Origin of the sequence: Pseudomonas sp. PS01297 (assembly GCF_029959305.1) — a bacterium.
Classification (GTDB): domain Bacteria; phylum Pseudomonadota; class Gammaproteobacteria; order Pseudomonadales; family Pseudomonadaceae; genus Aquipseudomonas; species Aquipseudomonas helleri.
Genome location: NZ_JASCPQ010000060.1, coordinates 18,639 through 34,277 on the forward strand (window position 1 = coordinate 18,639; position 15,639 = coordinate 34,277).

Annotated in this window: 14 protein-coding genes; 9 read left to right on the forward strand and 5 right to left on the reverse strand. The window is 56.1% G+C overall.

Features of this window, described 5'->3' with window-relative positions; translation table 11 throughout:
* The first annotated feature begins 26 nt into the window (after nt 1-26).
* Both QMX84_RS17545 and QMX84_RS17550 read left to right on the forward strand, forming a co-directional pair.
* On the forward strand, nt 27-356 hold the full coding sequence (locus QMX84_RS17545) for a hypothetical protein (protein ID WP_282364397.1): 330 nt from the start codon (nt 27-29) through the stop codon (nt 354-356).
* Between the two features lie 82 nt (nt 357-438).
* Nucleotides 439-924: a GNAT family N-acetyltransferase gene (locus QMX84_RS17550; RefSeq protein ID WP_262125279.1), complete on the forward strand. Its 486-nt coding sequence runs from the start codon at nt 439-441 to the stop codon at nt 922-924.
* Nucleotides 925-978: 54 nt separating this feature from the next.
* Here the strand turns inward: QMX84_RS17550 and QMX84_RS17555 are convergent, their stop codons facing one another.
* Nucleotides 979-2,718: a phosphoethanolamine transferase CptA gene (locus tag QMX84_RS17555; RefSeq protein WP_282364398.1), complete on the reverse strand. Its 1,740-nt coding sequence runs from the start codon at nt 2,716-2,718 to the stop codon at nt 979-981.
* A gap of 430 nt (nt 2,719-3,148) precedes the next feature.
* Here QMX84_RS17555 and gnd point away from each other — a divergent pair, with 430 nt between their 5' ends.
* From gnd to nudC, 5 genes are all read left to right on the forward strand, one after another.
* Entirely contained in the window at nt 3,149-4,129 is a 981-nt protein-coding gene (gnd, locus tag QMX84_RS17560; RefSeq protein ID WP_048373167.1) for a phosphogluconate dehydrogenase (NAD(+)-dependent, decarboxylating), read from the forward strand.
* Nucleotides 4,126-5,649, forward strand: coding sequence for a glucose-6-phosphate dehydrogenase (gene zwf / locus QMX84_RS17565; protein ID WP_282364399.1), 1,524 nt, complete (start codon nt 4,126-4,128; stop codon nt 5,647-5,649). The genes gnd and zwf overlap by 4 nt, the downstream gene beginning before the upstream one ends.
* Complete coding sequence (locus tag QMX84_RS17570) at nt 5,646-6,470, forward strand: Cof-type HAD-IIB family hydrolase (RefSeq protein WP_282364400.1); 825 nt, start codon at nt 5,646-5,648, stop codon at nt 6,468-6,470. Before zwf ends, QMX84_RS17570 begins: the two co-directional genes overlap by 4 nt.
* Before the next feature lie 116 nt (nt 6,471-6,586).
* The gene (locus QMX84_RS17575; protein ID WP_282364401.1) at nt 6,587-7,399 is read left to right on the forward strand and encodes a crotonase/enoyl-CoA hydratase family protein; all 813 of its coding nucleotides are present in this window, start codon (nt 6,587-6,589) and stop codon (nt 7,397-7,399) included.
* 43 nt (nt 7,400-7,442) lie between these two features.
* The gene (gene nudC / locus QMX84_RS17580; RefSeq protein ID WP_282364402.1) at nt 7,443-8,273 is read left to right on the forward strand and encodes an NAD(+) diphosphatase; all 831 of its coding nucleotides are present in this window, start codon (nt 7,443-7,445) and stop codon (nt 8,271-8,273) included.
* On the opposite strand, the gene QMX84_RS17585 is transcribed toward nudC, so the two are convergent.
* Both QMX84_RS17585 and QMX84_RS17590 read right to left on the reverse strand, forming a co-directional pair.
* Entirely contained in the window at nt 8,241-9,026 is a 786-nt protein-coding gene (locus tag QMX84_RS17585; RefSeq protein WP_048373180.1) for a TSUP family transporter, read from the reverse strand. The genes nudC and QMX84_RS17585 overlap by 33 nt on opposite strands.
* A gap of 187 nt (nt 9,027-9,213) precedes the next feature.
* Nucleotides 9,214-10,323: a sigma-54 dependent transcriptional regulator gene (locus QMX84_RS17590; protein ID WP_123750126.1), complete on the reverse strand. Its 1,110-nt coding sequence runs from the start codon at nt 10,321-10,323 to the stop codon at nt 9,214-9,216.
* Nucleotides 10,324-10,656: 333 nt separating this feature from the next.
* Here QMX84_RS17590 and QMX84_RS17595 point away from each other — a divergent pair, with 333 nt between their 5' ends.
* Nucleotides 10,657-11,826: an aminotransferase class V-fold PLP-dependent enzyme gene (locus tag QMX84_RS17595; RefSeq protein WP_282364403.1), complete on the forward strand. Its 1,170-nt coding sequence runs from the start codon at nt 10,657-10,659 to the stop codon at nt 11,824-11,826.
* 55 nt (nt 11,827-11,881) lie between these two features.
* The gene (locus QMX84_RS17600) at nt 11,882-13,693 is read left to right on the forward strand and encodes an aminopeptidase P family protein (RefSeq protein WP_262125270.1); all 1,812 of its coding nucleotides are present in this window, start codon (nt 11,882-11,884) and stop codon (nt 13,691-13,693) included.
* A 61-nt stretch (nt 13,694-13,754) separates the two neighbouring features.
* Here the strand turns inward: QMX84_RS17600 and QMX84_RS17605 are convergent, their stop codons facing one another.
* Nucleotides 13,755-14,036: a hypothetical protein gene (locus tag QMX84_RS17605; protein ID WP_048373188.1), complete on the reverse strand. Its 282-nt coding sequence runs from the start codon at nt 14,034-14,036 to the stop codon at nt 13,755-13,757.
* A 165-nt stretch (nt 14,037-14,201) separates the two neighbouring features.
* A complete protein-coding gene (gene rhtA / locus QMX84_RS17610; RefSeq protein WP_262125268.1) occupies nt 14,202-15,089 on the reverse strand; it encodes a threonine/homoserine exporter RhtA in 888 nt (295 codons plus the stop codon).
* Nucleotides 15,090-15,639 lie beyond the last annotated feature (550 nt).

Below are 15,639 nucleotides of genomic sequence, written 5' to 3' on the forward strand. Positions count from 1 at the left end.
CGACGTGTGACGACGGTTAAACCACTATGCCGAATAAGTCTTTACGAATATTGATCGCAGACTCTGATACCGAGCAGGCGTTAAAAATTGACAGGGCGCTCAATCTGGCGGGATACCACCGAGTAGCTCCTTTGCGCGCAGTTGATGCGCTAAAAGGACTGCGCGACGCCAAACCTGGTGAGTTTGACTTGCTTTTGATCAGCCAGAAAATGGTCGGTGGCCCGGCTGTCGATGCAGCGCAATACCATCGTGATAACGCGCAGTTTCGGCATATCCGCATTTATCAGGATGCCGACGCGCTGGCCGCAAATATTGTTGAGCTGATGCAGAGCATTGACCCGCCACAGCGCCCTTGAGACGAATACTTGTTTGCGTCACTGCTGGCACGCTAAGGTCGCAGGCTATCAAAATAAAATCAGACCCTGGGGAAGATGTGCAATGTCGCAAGTGGTAATCGTACAAGCAAACTATACGGACCCGGTTCACGCTCAAGCCCTGCGAGACGTTTTGAATCACTACGCGCAAGATCCTATGGGCGGCGGCGAGGCGTTATCAGCCCAGGTACTGGAGCAATTGCCGGGCGAGTTGGCCAAGCGTGCGCATGCTTTCAGCGTGCTGGCATTTGTGGATGGCAAGGCCGCCGGGCTGGTTAACTGCTTTGAAGGTTTTTCGACGTTCGCGGGGAAGCCGCTGGTCAACGTGCACGACGTGTCAGTGGTCGATACCTACCGTGGCTTGGGTCTGAGCCAAAAAATGCTGGAAAAGGTTGAGGCCATTGCGCGGGAACGCGGTTGCTGCAAAATCACCCTCGAAGTGCTGGAAGGCAACCCTGTAGCTCAGGGTTCTTACCGCAAATTCGGGTTTAGCGCAGGGCAACTGGACCCGGCCCACGGGCGTATGCTGTTTTGGAACAAGCCGCTGTAACAGCGGGCTTATGCAATAACAACGGGGCGCCAAGGGCGCCCCGTTGTGCCTCTATTAATTGACCGCGCTTTGCACCTGCGCCGCTTTTGGCTTGATCAGGCTGAAATCAATCAGGGCTTTTTGCGGGCGAGAGTAGGGGTCGCCTATCAATTGCGGGCGCACGACAAACTCGTCGCTGACCAGGCTCTTCTTGTCATCCAGCTCTTTAGCGCTTAACCCGGCCAGGTCTGCCCAGGTGTGGATGAACTGTGAGCTGCTGTAAGGGCGGTCCAGATCACCGGCGAAATCCCAGGTGTGGTCTTCACGCCATTTGGGCGATGCCCAGGCCAAAAAGGGGATGGTGTACATCGGCGCGGTTGGCTTGGCCTCGTTGCGCCCCAGAGTGTCGTGGCCCACAGAGTCGAACACGTCTTCACCGTGGTCGGACAAATACAGCAGAAAGCCGTTCGGGTCAGTTTTTGCGAAGTCCTTGATCAGGCTCGACACCACGAAGTCGTTATACAGCACCGCGTTGTCGTAACTGTTGTAGGTGGGGATCTGGTCATCGCTCAACCCGGCAGGCGCGCCAGTACGGTCGGTGAATTTGTCGAAGGTCGGCGGGTAGCGGTACTGATAACTCATGTGAGTACCGAGCAAGTGAATCACGATGAGTTTGCGCGGTGCGCTGTCGGCCAGGATCTTGTTAAAGGGCTCCAGGACATCGCCGTCATATTGGCGGGCATTCTGGTTGCGGTTGTTATTGAGGTAGACCTGTTGGTCAGCCTGCTCGGAGAAGGTGGTGAGCATGGTGTTGCGTTTGGTCATGGTCTGCTGGTTGGTGATCCAGAAGGTTTTGTAACCCGCTTGTTTCATCACGCTGACCAGCGACGGAGTGCTGAGGTACAAGTCCGGGTTTTCTTCGTCGGCGAAGGTCAGCACTTGTTGCAGGGCTTCGATGGTGTAAGGACGCGGCGTGACGACGTTGTCAAAGATCGCCAGTTGGTCGCGCAATTTGTCCAGGTTGGGCGTGGTTTCGCGAGGGTAACCGTACAGGCTCATGCGCTGGCGGTTGGTGGACTCACCGATGACCAGTACCAGGGTTGTCGGTTGGCCTGCTTCTTCGTCTGTGAGGTTGGTGAGCGGCGGGATTTTGCTGGCGCTGGCGAGCATGCCTTGCATGCTGTCCAGTTGTTGCAGATAACGACGATAGGCGACCACCATTTGCCACGGCACGGCAGGTTCTACGCGGCTTTCAAAGCTTTCGAGGGCTGAGGCGAAGGTGTCGTGTTTAAGGGTCTGTTTGATCAGCGGGTAGCCGACCACTGCGAGCACGATCGCCAGGGCTGCGGCCCAGGCTTGGGCGCGGGGCAGGTACACCGGGCGCAGGCGTGTCCAGAGGAAAACCGCGAACGCGGTATGCGCCAGGAAGGCCAGCACCATCCACCAGGCAAAGTATTGCGTCATGTACTCGCCGGCTTCAGAGGTGTTCGACTCGAACATGATGAAGATGACGCTTTGCGAGAACTCTTGCTGATAGATAAAGAAATAGCCAAGGCTGGCCATGGAGCAGGCCCACAGCACCACGCCGATCACCGCGGCCATGATCCTGGTGCGGGCGGGGAACATCAGCATCGGCGCCAACCACAGGGCGCTCATCACGAATGCCTGGCGAAAGCCTGAAAAGCCCGAAGTACCGGTGAGCTGTATCAACAGTTGAGTGATGCCGGAAAAGTACCAGAAGAATAGAAACAACCAGCCTAAACCAGCCCAATCGAACCTGTTCGCAGATGCATTACTGCGTTTAAACAACCCCATACAACACTCCAGCGCAATACAGCTTGAATGGTTGACGCCGTAGGACCCGGCACAACGCGTGCGGGCTGTCTGAAAATAAAACAGCCACAAAGTGATCAATTGTCACAAAAGTCATGTGAAAACTTTGTGCGGGAGATGAAACTTCGAGGGGAGCTGATGGCTAGTCGTAGGAGCGAGCTTGTCTCGCGATCTTTTGATCTTTAAAAAATCGCGAGACAAGCTCGCTCCTACGGTTGGGGAGGGGTTTTTGGTGTTTTTTTGTGCAGATCGCCGTTCATCCGTCCGCTGAGTGGATTCAATCGGGAATCTGCCCCGCTGCATGTGCGAAACTATGCGCCATGCGATAGGACTAATCCTTAGCCGAGCACCTTAAGCATTGCTGAACTAAGGTGCTGTACACCTATTTATTTGCCGTTGGGAGCAACAGTACATGCAGTTGGGAATTATTGGATTGGGCCGTATGGGCGGGAACATCGCACGGCGTCTGATGCTCAATGGGCATACCACCGTGGTTTTTGACCGCAATACCGATTTCGTCAGTGCTCTGGAACAGGACGGCGCTACCGGCGTTGCTGACCTGCCTGCGCTGGTGGCTGGCCTGGCCAAGCCTCGCGCTGTGTGGGTCATGCTGCCGTCTGGCGCACCGACCGAAGACACAATCGATACCCTGAGCCAACTGCTCGACGCCGATGACATCATCATCGATGGCGGTAACACCTTCTATAAAGACGATATTCGTCGTTCCAAAGCGCTGGCTGAAAAAGGCATTCGTTATGTCGACGTCGGCACTTCGGGCGGCGTCTGGGGCCTGGAGCGCGGTTACTGCATGATGATCGGCGGTGACACGCAAGTGGTTAAACACCTGGACCCGCTGTTTGCTGCGCTGGCCCCGGGCCTGGGCGATATTCCACGGACCAAGGATCGTGTGTCTGATGACGATCGCGCCGAGCGCGGTTACATCCACGCAGGCCCGGCGGGTGCAGGGCACTTCGTCAAAATGGTGCACAACGGTATCGAGTACGGCTTGATGCAGGCGTATGCCGAAGGCTTCAACCTGATGAAGATGAAAGGCGGTGAGAACCTGCCTGAAGACCAGCGTTTTGACCTGAACCTGGGCGATATCGCTGAAGTGTGGCGTCGTGGCAGTGTGGTGTCGTCCTGGTTGCTGGACTTGACCGCCGACGCTCTGGCCGTTGACGCACCGCTGGACGGTTACTCGGGCGCCGTGGCTGACAGCGGCGAAGGCCGCTGGACCATCGAGGCTGCCATGGAGCAGTCGACGCCGGTGCCTGTTCTGTCCAACGCCCTGTTTGCCCGTTATAGCTCGCGCCAGCAAAGCCTGTATGGCGACAAATTGTTGTCGGCCATGCGCTTTGGTTTCGGCGGCCATGTGGAGACGCCTAAAAAATGACCGAACCGTCCAGCAAATCCAACGTTAAACCTGCGCCTCCTACCACTCTGTTTCTGTTTGGGGCCCATGGTGATCTGGTAAAGCGCTTGTTAATGCCGGCGCTGTACAACTTGACTCGGGACGGTTTGCTGGACGATGGCTTACGCATTGTGGGCGTTGACCACAATGCGATCAGTGATGAGGGCTTTGCCAAGAAGCTGGAGGACTTCATTCGCACGGAGGCCGCCAGCAAGGTCAACCATCCTGATGGTCAGGGCCTGAATGCTGACTTGTGGGCCCGCTTAGCGAAAAACATCAGTTATGTGCAGGGCGATTTCCTTGACGACAGCACCTACGCGGCGCTGGAACAGAAGATTTTCGCCAGTGGCACGGGCAACGCGGTGTTTTACCTGGCCACTGCCCCGCGCTTTTTCAGCGAAGTGGTGCAGCGGCTGGGTGCCAGCGGGCTGCTTAAAGAAACCCCGGAGGCCTTTCGCCGGGTAGTGATTGAAAAACCTTTTGGCTCGGATGTCGACACGGCGCAAGCCTTGAACGCTTGCCTGTTGAGTGTCATGAGCGAGAAGCAGATCTACCGGATTGACCATTATCTGGGCAAGGAAACGGTCCAGAATATTTTGGTCAGCCGTTTTTCCAACGGGCTTTTTGAGTCGTTCTGGAACAACCATTACATCGACCACGTGCAGATCACGGCCGCTGAAACGGTCGGGGTCGAGACCCGTGGCAGCTTTTACGAAAACACCGGCGCCTTGCGCGACATGTTGCCTAACCACCTGTTCCAGTTGTTGGCCATGGTGGCGATGGAGCCACCGGCTGCGTTTGGCGCGGATGCGGTGCGCGGCGAAAAGGCCAAAGTGATTGGCGCGATTCGGCCGTGGTCGATTGAAGACGCGCACAAAAACTCGGTGCGTGGTCAATACACGGCGGGCGAGTCGGGTGGCAAGCCTGTGCCCGGTTATCGTGAAGAAAACAACGTGGCCGCAGACAGCTCCACGGAGACCTTTGTCGCCCTCAAAGTGATGATCGACAACTGGCGCTGGGTAGGCGTGCCGTTTTACCTGCGCACCGGCAAGCGCATGAGCGCGCGTGACACCGAAATTGCGATCTGCTTTAAACCCGCGCCTTACGCACAGTTTCGCGATACTGAAGTGGAACGCTTGAAGCCCAACTATCTGCGTATCCGCATCCAGCCCAATGAAGGCATGTGGTTTGACTTGCAGGCTAAACGTCCTGGTCCGGGTCTGAATATGGCCAATATTGAGCTGGGTTTTGCCTACAAGGACTTCTTTGAGGTGCAGCCGTCTACCGGCTACGAGACCTTGATTTATGACTGCCTGACTGGCGATCAAACCTTGTTTCAGCGGGCCGATAACATCGAAAACGGCTGGCGCGGCGTGCAGCCTTTTCTCGATGCCTGGCGTGAGCAGACGGACGTACACTTCTACAAAGCCGGTGAAGACGGGCCGCAGGCCGCCAGGGATTTGTTGGCCCGCGATGGCCGCGTATGGCTGGACATCGAATGAGCACGCCGACGCAAGAGCCGATTCAGTTGGTGCTGTGCGACATGGACGGCACGTTGCTCAAACGCGATCACAGCATCAGCCCGCGCACGTTGGCGGCGGTAAAAGCGCTGCAGGCTGCGGGCGTGTACTTCACGCTGGCCACTGGGCGACCGCCGCGAGGCATGCGTGAGCAGATCAAACAGCTGGGTATCGAGTTGCCAACGGCTGCCTTTAACGGCGGGGTGCTGGTTAACCCTGATGGCAGTTACCTGCAAACGCATCCCGTGCCCTATAAGGCAGTGAAAACGACGTTGAATGTACTGGCTGACCACGACGTTGAAGTCTGGGTGTTTGCCGATGATCAATGGTTGTTGCGCGACCCCGATGGGCCCATGGTGGCGCAGGAGCAGAATGCGCTGGGCTTTGCTCCGCGGGTGGTCACTGAGTTTGATGACTATTTGCAGCGGGTCGACAAAATTGTCGCGGCCAGTCGTAATGCTCCGTTGCTGGTCGAGCTTGAGCATCAGCTCCAAGGTGTATTGGGTGACGAGGCGCTGGCCAGTCGCTCGCAGTCGTTTTATCTGGATGTGACAGCCTTGCATGCCAACAAGGGCGAGGCACTTGCCACCTTGGCTGCGCGTTTAGGGGTGCCGCTGGAGCGCACCATGGCTTTGGGTGATGGAGGCAATGACCCGGCGATGTTCAAGCGTGCCGGGCTGTCGGTTGCCATGGGTCAGGCAGACGAGGCGATCCGCAAGCAGGCGATGTATGTCACCGCAAGCAACGAGGACGATGGCGTGGCGAAGGCACTTGAGCGTTTTGTCCTGAAGCTTGATGGCTGATCCAAGACGCCACTTTGTCCGGTTTTTGGCGTAATCACGGTCTTTTTCGGGGCGCGCTGCTTGTTATAGTCGCTCGCTCATTGATCGGCGACAACGCCCCAAAAAGGATTCAGGTTATGTCCGAATACCAGGCTTTCACGGTTGAGTTAAACGACAGCATCGCCCACGTGACGATCAACCGACCTGAAAAGGTCAATGCGATGAATGCGGCATTCTGGACTGAGATCATCGAGATTTTTCAGTGGATCGATGAAACCGATGCCGTGCGGGTGGTGGTGATCAGTGGCGCCGGCAAGCACTTTTCGGCCGGTATTGATTTGATGCTGCTGGCGTCGGTGGCCAATGAGCTGGGCAAGGATGTCGGGCGTAACGCTCGCCTGCTACGACGCAAAATCCTGCAAATGCAGGCCTCGTTCAATGCTGTTGATCAATGCCGCAAACCTGTTCTGGCCGCTGTCCAGGGTTATTGCCTGGGGGGCGCCATTGATTTGATCGCGGCCTGTGACATGCGTTATGCCGCAGCAGATGCGCAGTTTTCGATCAAAGAAATCGACATGGGTATGGCCGCCGATGTCGGCACTTTGCAACGTTTGCCGCGCATTATTGGTGACGGCATGCTTCGGGAACTGGCGTATACGGGCCGCATGGTCGACGCTGAAGAAGCGCGCAGTATTGGCCTGGTCAACCGGGTCTACAGTGATCATGAGCGTTTGCTGGAGGGGGTGATGGCCATTGCCCAAGACATCGCTGGCAAATCGCCGATTGCAGTGGGCGGGACCAAGCAAATGATCGGTTACATGCGCGATCACCGTGTCGATGATGGCCTTGAATATGTTGCCACCTGGAACGCGGCCATGTTGCAATCCACGGACTTGCGTTTGGCCATGGCAGCACATATGAGCAAACAAAAGCCTGAATTTCAGGATTGACGCGGTCGCCGCGTCGCACCTCAACTTGACTTGGGATGTTGTGATGACTTCGCGTTGGACTACGGCAGTACTGGACACCGATTTTGCTGGCGGCTTGGCCGTGGCGCGTGGCCCAGAGGGTTTTTTGCTCGACGACAATGGCCCTTTGTTTCCACGTGAATGGCTCAAGCGTCAGGACCTGCCGGTTTTGGCTGAGCATGGCATTGGCCATCTGGACGGCGAGCCGGTCTACCTGCTGGAACTGAAGGGCACTGCTCAGGTTCAGGGCTGCCAGTGGCAGGGTTTGCGCGCGTTTATGCTGCAAGGCGACCATACGCTGTACAAGGTGTTGGGTTACGCTGCGCAAATTGGCACGTGGGCCCGTGAGCACCGTTTTTGTGGCAGTTGCGGGCAGGTCATGACACAGGTGCCGAGGGAGCGGGCGATGTATTGTGCGCCGTGTGACTTGCGCAGCTATCCGCGTATTTCACCGAGCATGATCGTGCTGATTACCCGTGGCGATGAAGTCTTGCTGGCGCGTTCGCCACGCTTTGTGCCAGGTGTTTACAGCACCTTGGCCGGTTTTGCTGAGCCGGGTGAGTCGGCCGAAGACTGCCTGATTCGCGAGGTGCACGAAGAAGTGCAGGTCCAGGTCAAGAATATTCAGTATGTGGGCAGTCAGTGCTGGCCGTTCCCGCACTCGATGATGCTGGGCTTTCATGCGGAGTATGCGGGCGGTGACATAGTGCCCCAGGCCGACGAAATTGAAGATGCGCAGTGGTTCAACATTCACCACTTGCCGCCATTGCCGGCGTCGCGCTCGATCGCGCGTTATCTCATCGACCTGTACGTGGCGCGGCGTTTAGGCCATGTCGAACCAGTGTTGCCAGGCTAGACGCACCGTCAGCCCCAGGACCACGGTGATGAACACCGGTCGAATGAATTTGGCCCCGCCGCTGATTGCGCTGCGGGCGCCAAAGAAGGCGCCGATCATGACTGCAAAGCCCATGGTCAGACCGATGATCCAGTCCACATGCCCGGAGAAGATGAATATCGACAGTGCCGTGATGTTGCTGACGAAGTTCATGCTGCGGGCGACCCCGCTGGCCTTCACCAAGTCGATGGGGTAAAGCAGCATGCTGCTGACGGTCCAGAACGCACCGGTTCCCGGGCCCGCTACGCCATCATAGAAACCCAGGCCAATACCTTGTGGCAGTTGCCATTTCTTTTTGATCGGTGCGTCGTTGTCGATCGGGGTTTTAGGCGTGCCGCCAAACAGCAAGTACAGCCCGCAACCGAAAACGATCACAGGCAGCATTTTGTTGAGCCATTCAGCCGGCATGTAGTGGGCAGCGATAGCGCCGATCAAGGCGCCTGTCAGGGTGCCGAAAATAGCCAGCTTCCACTCGCGAGGATGGAACAGTTTGCGCCGGTAAAAGGTGAAGCTGGCCGTGGCTGCGCCGAATGTAGAACTCAATTTGTTGGTGCCCAATACCAAGTGCGGCGGTAGGCCGGCGGTCAGCAGGGCAGGGGTGGTCAGCAAGCCGCCACCGCCCGCAATCGCGTCGATAAAACCGGCGACAAATGCAACGGCGGCCAAAATGGCGAGGGTGGTCAAATCTACGCTGAGGCTGAGATCAAAAGGCATGAGGTCGACTTAGTTCGGCGGGACGTATGCGCGATGCGCTGAAGGAGGCAGCCATCTTACCCATAACCGCAGGAAGCGGCGACAAGCCTTTTATCACGGGCAACGGTTGCCCAGGCAACGGCTGATCAGTACGTCTGCTCTATAAGTTCGACTCAGCAGCAGCCGTCACCAGGCTGCTGCTGTTTAGCTAGATGGATTGTTGCAAATAGGGGGAGGAGGCCGGTGAGTCAGCGCGGCGGGTGTTCACTGATAAGGCGCCAAGCTTGATCAGGCGGGTACGTGTGACGTTGCGGCTCAAGCCCAGCAGTTTGGCGGTATGCACCTGATTGTGATGGCAAAACTCGTAGGCGGCGCGCAGCAGGCTGTCTTCAACCGTTTCATGCAGGGCACCGGGTTCTTCTTCGAACAGCCTGCGAAACGCGCGTTGCAGAAGGTCCTGGGTGCTGTCTTGCGAATGCACGTGTGACGGCCCGGGTGTTTCCTGACGCCTTACGCGTGTAGGGGACAGTCGCAGGTCTTGCACGGAAATGGTCTGATTGCGGCACAGCAACAAGCTGTGATGCATGACGTTTTCCAGTTCGCGGATGTTGCCCTGCCACGGGTGTTGCGTGAGGGCTTCTTCGGCGCATGGGCTGAGCGTCGACGGCCCGTGTTGCAGACGTTGCCGATAGGTGTGCAGGAAGTGTCTGGCCAGTGGCAGGATATCTCCTGGTCGCTCACGCAATGGGCGCAGCACCAGGCTCACAACATTCAGGCGGTAGTAGAGGTCTTCGCGAAAATGCCCCGCTTCAATGGCCTGCTCAAGGTTGACGTTGGTGGCTGCCAGTACCCGGACATTGATCGGCGTGCTTTTGCGCGAGCCGAGCCTGACGACTTCCTGCTCTTGCAATACGCGCAGCAGTTTCACTTGAATGGGCAGCGGCAAGTCGCCGATTTCATCCAGAAACAAGGTGCCGCCGTCAGCCTCTTCAAACCAGCCCGCTTTGGCCGCTAATGCACCGGTGAAGGCGCCTTTTTCGTGACCGAACAATTCGGCTTCGACCAGCGACTCGGCAAATGCGCCGCAGTTGACGGCGACAAAAGGCTGCTGATGACGGTGGCTGAGTTGATGAATGTGTCGGGCTACCAGCTCTTTGCCAGTGCCTGTTTCGCCAATGATCAAGACGCTGGCGTCGCTGGGAGCTATTTGTTGCAGATGAGCCAGTAACGCCTTGGACACGGGATCTTCAAACACTTGGGCCGTGGCCCTTATGGAGGTCGCGAGTGCCGGAGTCGACGGTAATGTTAAAAGCTGCAATGGACAGCTCCTTTTATCGGGGGCTCTGCCCACAAAAGGAAAGCCGAAGGCGACTTTATAAGGGGATTTTGATATTCCGTAAACTAACGTAATTCCATATTTATATATCCTTATGGCATATCGGACTTGCATAACACCCTACTTTTAGCGCTTTATAAGGCTATGTATTAGCGTTTGGCTGAGTTTGGGAAGGCTCCTACAGGTTTTCTCGGCGCTGCCTCTTTGTTTGAGCTGTTCAATCGGTTATTTCTAAATGCCGCGCTTTTCACGCGGTTTCACTTTTCTGCTATCAAGCACTGCCTGATTCCGGAATGCGCTCAGTGGGTTTGCACAATGAACAAACGACCTCTTTATTTCGATTACGCCGCCACCACGCCTGTGGACGATCGTGTCATTCAGGTGATGGTCGAGTGCCTGGGTTTTGAAGGCAATTTTGGAAATCCGGCGTCTGGCTCACATGCTTTCGGCCAGTCTGCCCGGCAGGCGGTAGAGCTCGCGCGTGAGCAGGTTGCGCAGTTGGTCAACGCACAACCAGAGCACATCATCTGGACCTCGGGCGCCACCGAGTCCAATAACCTGGCTTTGAAGGGCGTTGCCCAGGCCAGCCGCGAATCGCGCGGGCACATCATTACTAGCCAGATCGAGCACAAGGCGGTGTTGGATACCGCGCACTTTTTAGAGGCGTCAGGTTTCGATGTGACGTACCTGACCCCAGACAGTAATGGTCTGGTCAGTGTCGACAAAGTCCGTTCTGCGCTGCGTTCGGACACGCTGCTGGTGTCGGTGATGTTGGTCAACAATGAGCTGGGAACGGTGAATGACGTTCCTGCTATCGGGCGACTGGTTCGCGAGCACGGTGCGTTGTTTCATGTTGATGCGGCACAAGGGGCAGGCAAGGTCGCCATCGACCTGCAAGAGTGGGCGGTGGACTTGATGTCGTTCTCGGGGCACAAGCTCTACGGTCCCAAAGGGATTGGTGCCCTGTATGTCGGGACGCGTGCGCAAGATCGTTTGCAGGCCCAGATCCATGGCGGTGGCCATGAGTCCGGACTGCGTTCCGGCACCTTGGCAACCCATCAGATCGCCGGCATGGGCGCAGCTTTTGCCATTGCCCGTGAATCGTTTACCCAGGAGCTTGCGCATATTCAGGGCCTTCGCCAGCGGTTGCTTGAGCAATTGGCTGATGTGCCGGGTGTGCAATGTAATGGTTGTCCGACCCAGCGAATCCCTCATACCTTGAGCCTGACGTTCGGTGAAGGGCACTTCAATAGTTCGGCACTGAGTGCAGTGCTGGCCTACTCGGCAACCTCGGCGTGCAATTCGGCCAGCAAAGCCCCGTCGCACGTGCTGCTTGCTGTGGGCCATGATGCAGCTAAGGCGGCGAGAACCATTCGCTTGAGCCTTGGGCGTTTTACCCGCGAGCAGGACATTGATGTCGCGGTAAACGCCATCAAAGCTGCCATTGCAGCGCCTGCACCTTTTTGGGCGGTTGCCCAGTCTTGATGACTGCTCCATTATCCGCGACGAAGAAAAACAACCGTGGCCAGCAGGAGAGAGGATGAGTATTCAGCCGTTGAATCAGGAATCTGTGGTGCAGCGTTTGGCGCGGACTCGCGCTTTGATGGAGCAGAACGGCATTTATGCGCTGTTGGTTCCCTCGGCCGACCCACACCTCTCCGAGTATTTGCCTGCCTACTGGCAGGGGCGTCAATGGCTGTCAGGCTTTCACGGTTCAGTCGGTACGTTGATCGTGACCCCGACCTTTGCCGGGTTGTGGGCAGACAGCCGTTACTGGGAGCAAGCTGGCAAAGAGCTTGCCGGTAGCACTATCGAACTGGTCAAGCTGCAACCTGGCCAGCCAGGCCCTCTGGACTGGTTGGCAGAACAAGCTCCGCAAGGGGCGACGGTATCGGTTGATGGTGCTGTTCTGGCGTTGGCATCCGCGCGCACTTTGGAGAGCAAGCTCAAAGAGCGTAGCGCTGTTCTGCGTACCGATATCGATATATTGAGCCTGGTGTGGGCTGATCGTCCCGCGCTGCCTAAACAGCCGGTGTATGAACATTTACCACCTCAAGCCACCGTGAGCCGAGTAGACAAGTTGGCGAAGCTGCGCGAAACGCTTAAGCAGCGTAACGCCGATGCGCACTTTATCGCCACGCTGGATGATATTGCCTGGCTGTTTAACTTGCGTGGGTCTGATGTTTCTTTTAACCCGGTCTTTGTCTCGTTTGCATTGATTGAGCCTGATCGGGCGACGTTGTTTGTTGATCTGGAAAAGGTGGGTGTTGAGCTGCGAGACACTCTTAAGCGTGATGGCGTCAATTTGCGTGATTACACCGAGATCAATTCGGCTCTGGCTGCGCTGCCGGCAACAACTCGGCTGCTGATAGATCCTGCACGCGTCACTTGCGGTTTGCTCAACAACGTGAACCGTGAGGTGACGTTCGTTGAGGGGCTGAATCCGACCACGTTCGCCAAGTCGCAAAAGAGCCTTGATGATGCGGTTCACATCCGCCAGGCCATGGAGCAGGATGGCGCTGCGCTTTGCGAGTTCTTTGCCTGGCTCGAAGCGGCCTTGGGTCATGAGCGCATCACGGAGCTGACCATTGATGAGCAGTTGAGCGCTGCGCGTGCACGTCGCCCGGGCTTTGTATCGCTGAGCTTCAATACCATTGCGGCTTTTAACGCCAATGGCGCAATGCCGCATTACCACGCGACCGAGCAAGAGCACGCCGTCATTGAGGGGAATGGCTTATTGCTTATCGACTCGGGTGGTCAGTATCTGGGGGGGACCACCGATATCACTCGCATGGTGCCTGTCGGTACTCCTTCACGCGAGCAAAAGCACGACTGCACCCGCGTGCTTAAAGGTGTGATTGCTTTGTCGCGTGCCCAATTTCCAAAGGGGATTCTGTCACCTTTGCTTGATGGCATCGCCCGGGCACCGATCTGGGCTGATAACGTTGATTACGGGCATGGTACAGGGCATGGCGTCGGTTACTTCTTGAACGTGCATGAGGGACCGCAGGTAATTGCCTATCAGGCAGCTGCAGCACCGCACACTGCGATGCAGCCCGGCATGATTACGTCAATTGAGCCGGGTACATATCGCCCAGGTCGTTGGGGCGTGCGAATTGAGAACCTGGTGTTGAATCGCGAGGCTGGCGTCTCGGAGTTTGGTGAGTTTCTCAAGTTTGAAACCCTGACGCTCTGCCCGATTGATACGCGTTGCCTTGAAGCTTCTCTGCTGACGCATGAGGAGCTTGAGTGGCTTAATGATTATCACGAGCAGGTTAGTGAGCGGTTGAGCCCATTGCTTGAAGGTGATGCTTTAGCGTGGTTGCAGGCTCGAACAGCAGCACTTTCTTAAAGTGCGAGGGCGCTCTGTCACGTACTCGACTGAGTGGGTTACGTGACAGAGACTTGGGCTGTTATCTGCAAAGGACGATCATGCTGCGACTGGTATAGCCGGCGGGGTTCAATCCGAAAGGGTAATCCCCAGGTTCTTCAGTGCCATCGCCTGACTTGGCAACAACTCGGTATCCCTTGTCTCCGCACGCCTTTACGGCCTCCGCGTAGCATTTATCCCAAGACGACGATAAACCAGAGCAGTTGATGTGCAAGCCACGCTTGCCACGTTTGACGGCGGTTTCGGAGGTCGCAGCGCAGCCGGAGATCATGAGCACGGCCAAAACTACCAAAAATCGTTTCATTCCTGTCCTTAAAGCGTTTACGTCAGATTTACGTGGTGCGGTGAGCGGTTGATCATTCAGTTGCTCCTTTGGATGTCCTTATCCGGAATCGCCCCAAGTGACACATTCGGCCTATAAACATCCTCTAAATGAGAGTCAATTACCAGAACTGTGTCAAATAGGTGACTAATTGTCTGTGCTGACAGGTGCTGAGTGACCACGCATTGTGAGGGTCGCGCCGACCGAGGCCATGATAATGCACAGGATAGCTATCCATTGTGTGACAGACAGAACCTCATGCAGAAACAGTAGCCCCGACAGCGCTCCAAAGGCAGGCTCAATACTCATCAGGGTTCCAAACGTACGGGTAGGCATGCGCGTAAGAGCGATCATCTCTAACGTGTAGGGCAGGGCAGTGGACAATAACGCGACAGCAAGGGCGATCGGGATCAGGGCTGGGGTCAATAGCGCGCTGCCTGCATGAACAATGCCCACGGGGGCAATAAACAGTGCCGCAATAATGACGCCCAAGGCTGCTGTCTGGACGCCGTTATCTGCGCCTGCTTTCTGCCCGAAGAGGATATACAGCGCCCAACACACGCCAGCTCCGAGTGCATAGGCTGCGCCGACAAGATCGATGCCTTGTGCGCCTTCTCCTATAGGGATAAGCAGTAAAAGCCCGGTAATTGCCAGGCCTATCCACACAAAGTCGATTGCCTTGCGTGAAGAGAAGATAGCGACCGCCAGCGGGCCTGTGAATTCAAGTGCAACTGCAATCCCCAGCGGGACGGTACGCAGTGACATATAGAAGAGCAGGTTCATGCCGCCTAGCGCTATACCGTAAACAATGACGGTCTTGAGCGATTTGGCGGTGAGCTTGGCTCTCCAGGGGCGCAGTATCAGTAGCATGATGATGCTGGCAAATATCAAGCGCAGGGTTGTCGTGCCTTGCGCGCCCACAACGGGGAACATGCTTTTTGCGAGCGACGCACCTGATTGGATTGAGGCCATGGCGATAAGGAGTAGGCCAACAGGTAATAGCGTCGATACGAGGCTACGAGAGGACTGTGTCATTGCGGGGTATGCCTGGGCGATAAGTGTGTAAAGGTCAGGCATCATGCTCAAGTGGCGTGCAGTGTGCAATATAGTGCGCAATATGCTTTTGAATTTGTCTTATATATAGAGAGCGTTAATTAACCCTTGACTAAGAATTATAGCGGCCTATAATTCGCACCACTTCCGGCGCAGTCGAAACGGAAAACTCCTTGTATATCAATGAGTTGGATGATTTTGACGGTGTCAGCTTCAATTCATCGAAGCAGGAAATAAGGTGTTGACAGCAGCGTGTAACGCTGTAGAATTCGCCTCCCGCTAACGAGAGATCGAAAGCGCAAGTGGTTGATGTTACAAAGGAAACTTTGGAAACATCTTAAAATAACCGCTTGACAGCAACAGAGGCTGCTGTAGAATGCGCGCCTCGGTTGAGCGAAAGCTTAGCCAACCGCTCTTTAACAACTGAATCAAGCAATTCGTGTGGGTGCTTGTGGAGTCAGACTGATAGTCAAAAAGATTATCAGCATCACAAGTTACTCCGCGAGAAATCAAAGATGTAACCAACGATTGC

Coding starts and splice junctions, on each gene's coding strand:
- QMX84_RS17545 (WP_282364397.1), top strand. CDS start 27: ATGCCGAATAAGTCTTTACGAATATTGATCGCAGACTCTGATACCGAG.
- QMX84_RS17550 (WP_262125279.1), top strand. CDS start 439: ATGTCGCAAGTGGTAATCGTACAAGCAAACTATACGGACCCGGTTCAC.
- QMX84_RS17555 (WP_282364398.1), bottom strand. CDS start 2,718: ATGGGGTTGTTTAAACGCAGTAATGCATCTGCGAACAGGTTCGATTGG.
- gnd (WP_048373167.1), top strand. CDS start 3,149: ATGCAGTTGGGAATTATTGGATTGGGCCGTATGGGCGGGAACATCGCA.
- zwf (WP_282364399.1), top strand. CDS start 4,126: ATGACCGAACCGTCCAGCAAATCCAACGTTAAACCTGCGCCTCCTACC.
- QMX84_RS17570 (WP_282364400.1), top strand. CDS start 5,646: ATGAGCACGCCGACGCAAGAGCCGATTCAGTTGGTGCTGTGCGACATG.
- QMX84_RS17575 (WP_282364401.1), top strand. CDS start 6,587: ATGTCCGAATACCAGGCTTTCACGGTTGAGTTAAACGACAGCATCGCC.
- nudC (WP_282364402.1), top strand. CDS start 7,443: ATGACTTCGCGTTGGACTACGGCAGTACTGGACACCGATTTTGCTGGC.
- QMX84_RS17585 (WP_048373180.1), bottom strand. CDS start 9,026: ATGCCTTTTGATCTCAGCCTCAGCGTAGATTTGACCACCCTCGCCATT.
- QMX84_RS17595 (WP_282364403.1), top strand. CDS start 10,657: ATGAACAAACGACCTCTTTATTTCGATTACGCCGCCACCACGCCTGTG.
- QMX84_RS17600 (WP_262125270.1), top strand. CDS start 11,882: ATGAGTATTCAGCCGTTGAATCAGGAATCTGTGGTGCAGCGTTTGGCG.
- QMX84_RS17605 (WP_048373188.1), bottom strand. CDS start 14,036: ATGAAACGATTTTTGGTAGTTTTGGCCGTGCTCATGATCTCCGGCTGC.
- rhtA (WP_262125268.1), bottom strand. CDS start 15,089: ATGACACAGTCCTCTCGTAGCCTCGTATCGACGCTATTACCTGTTGGC.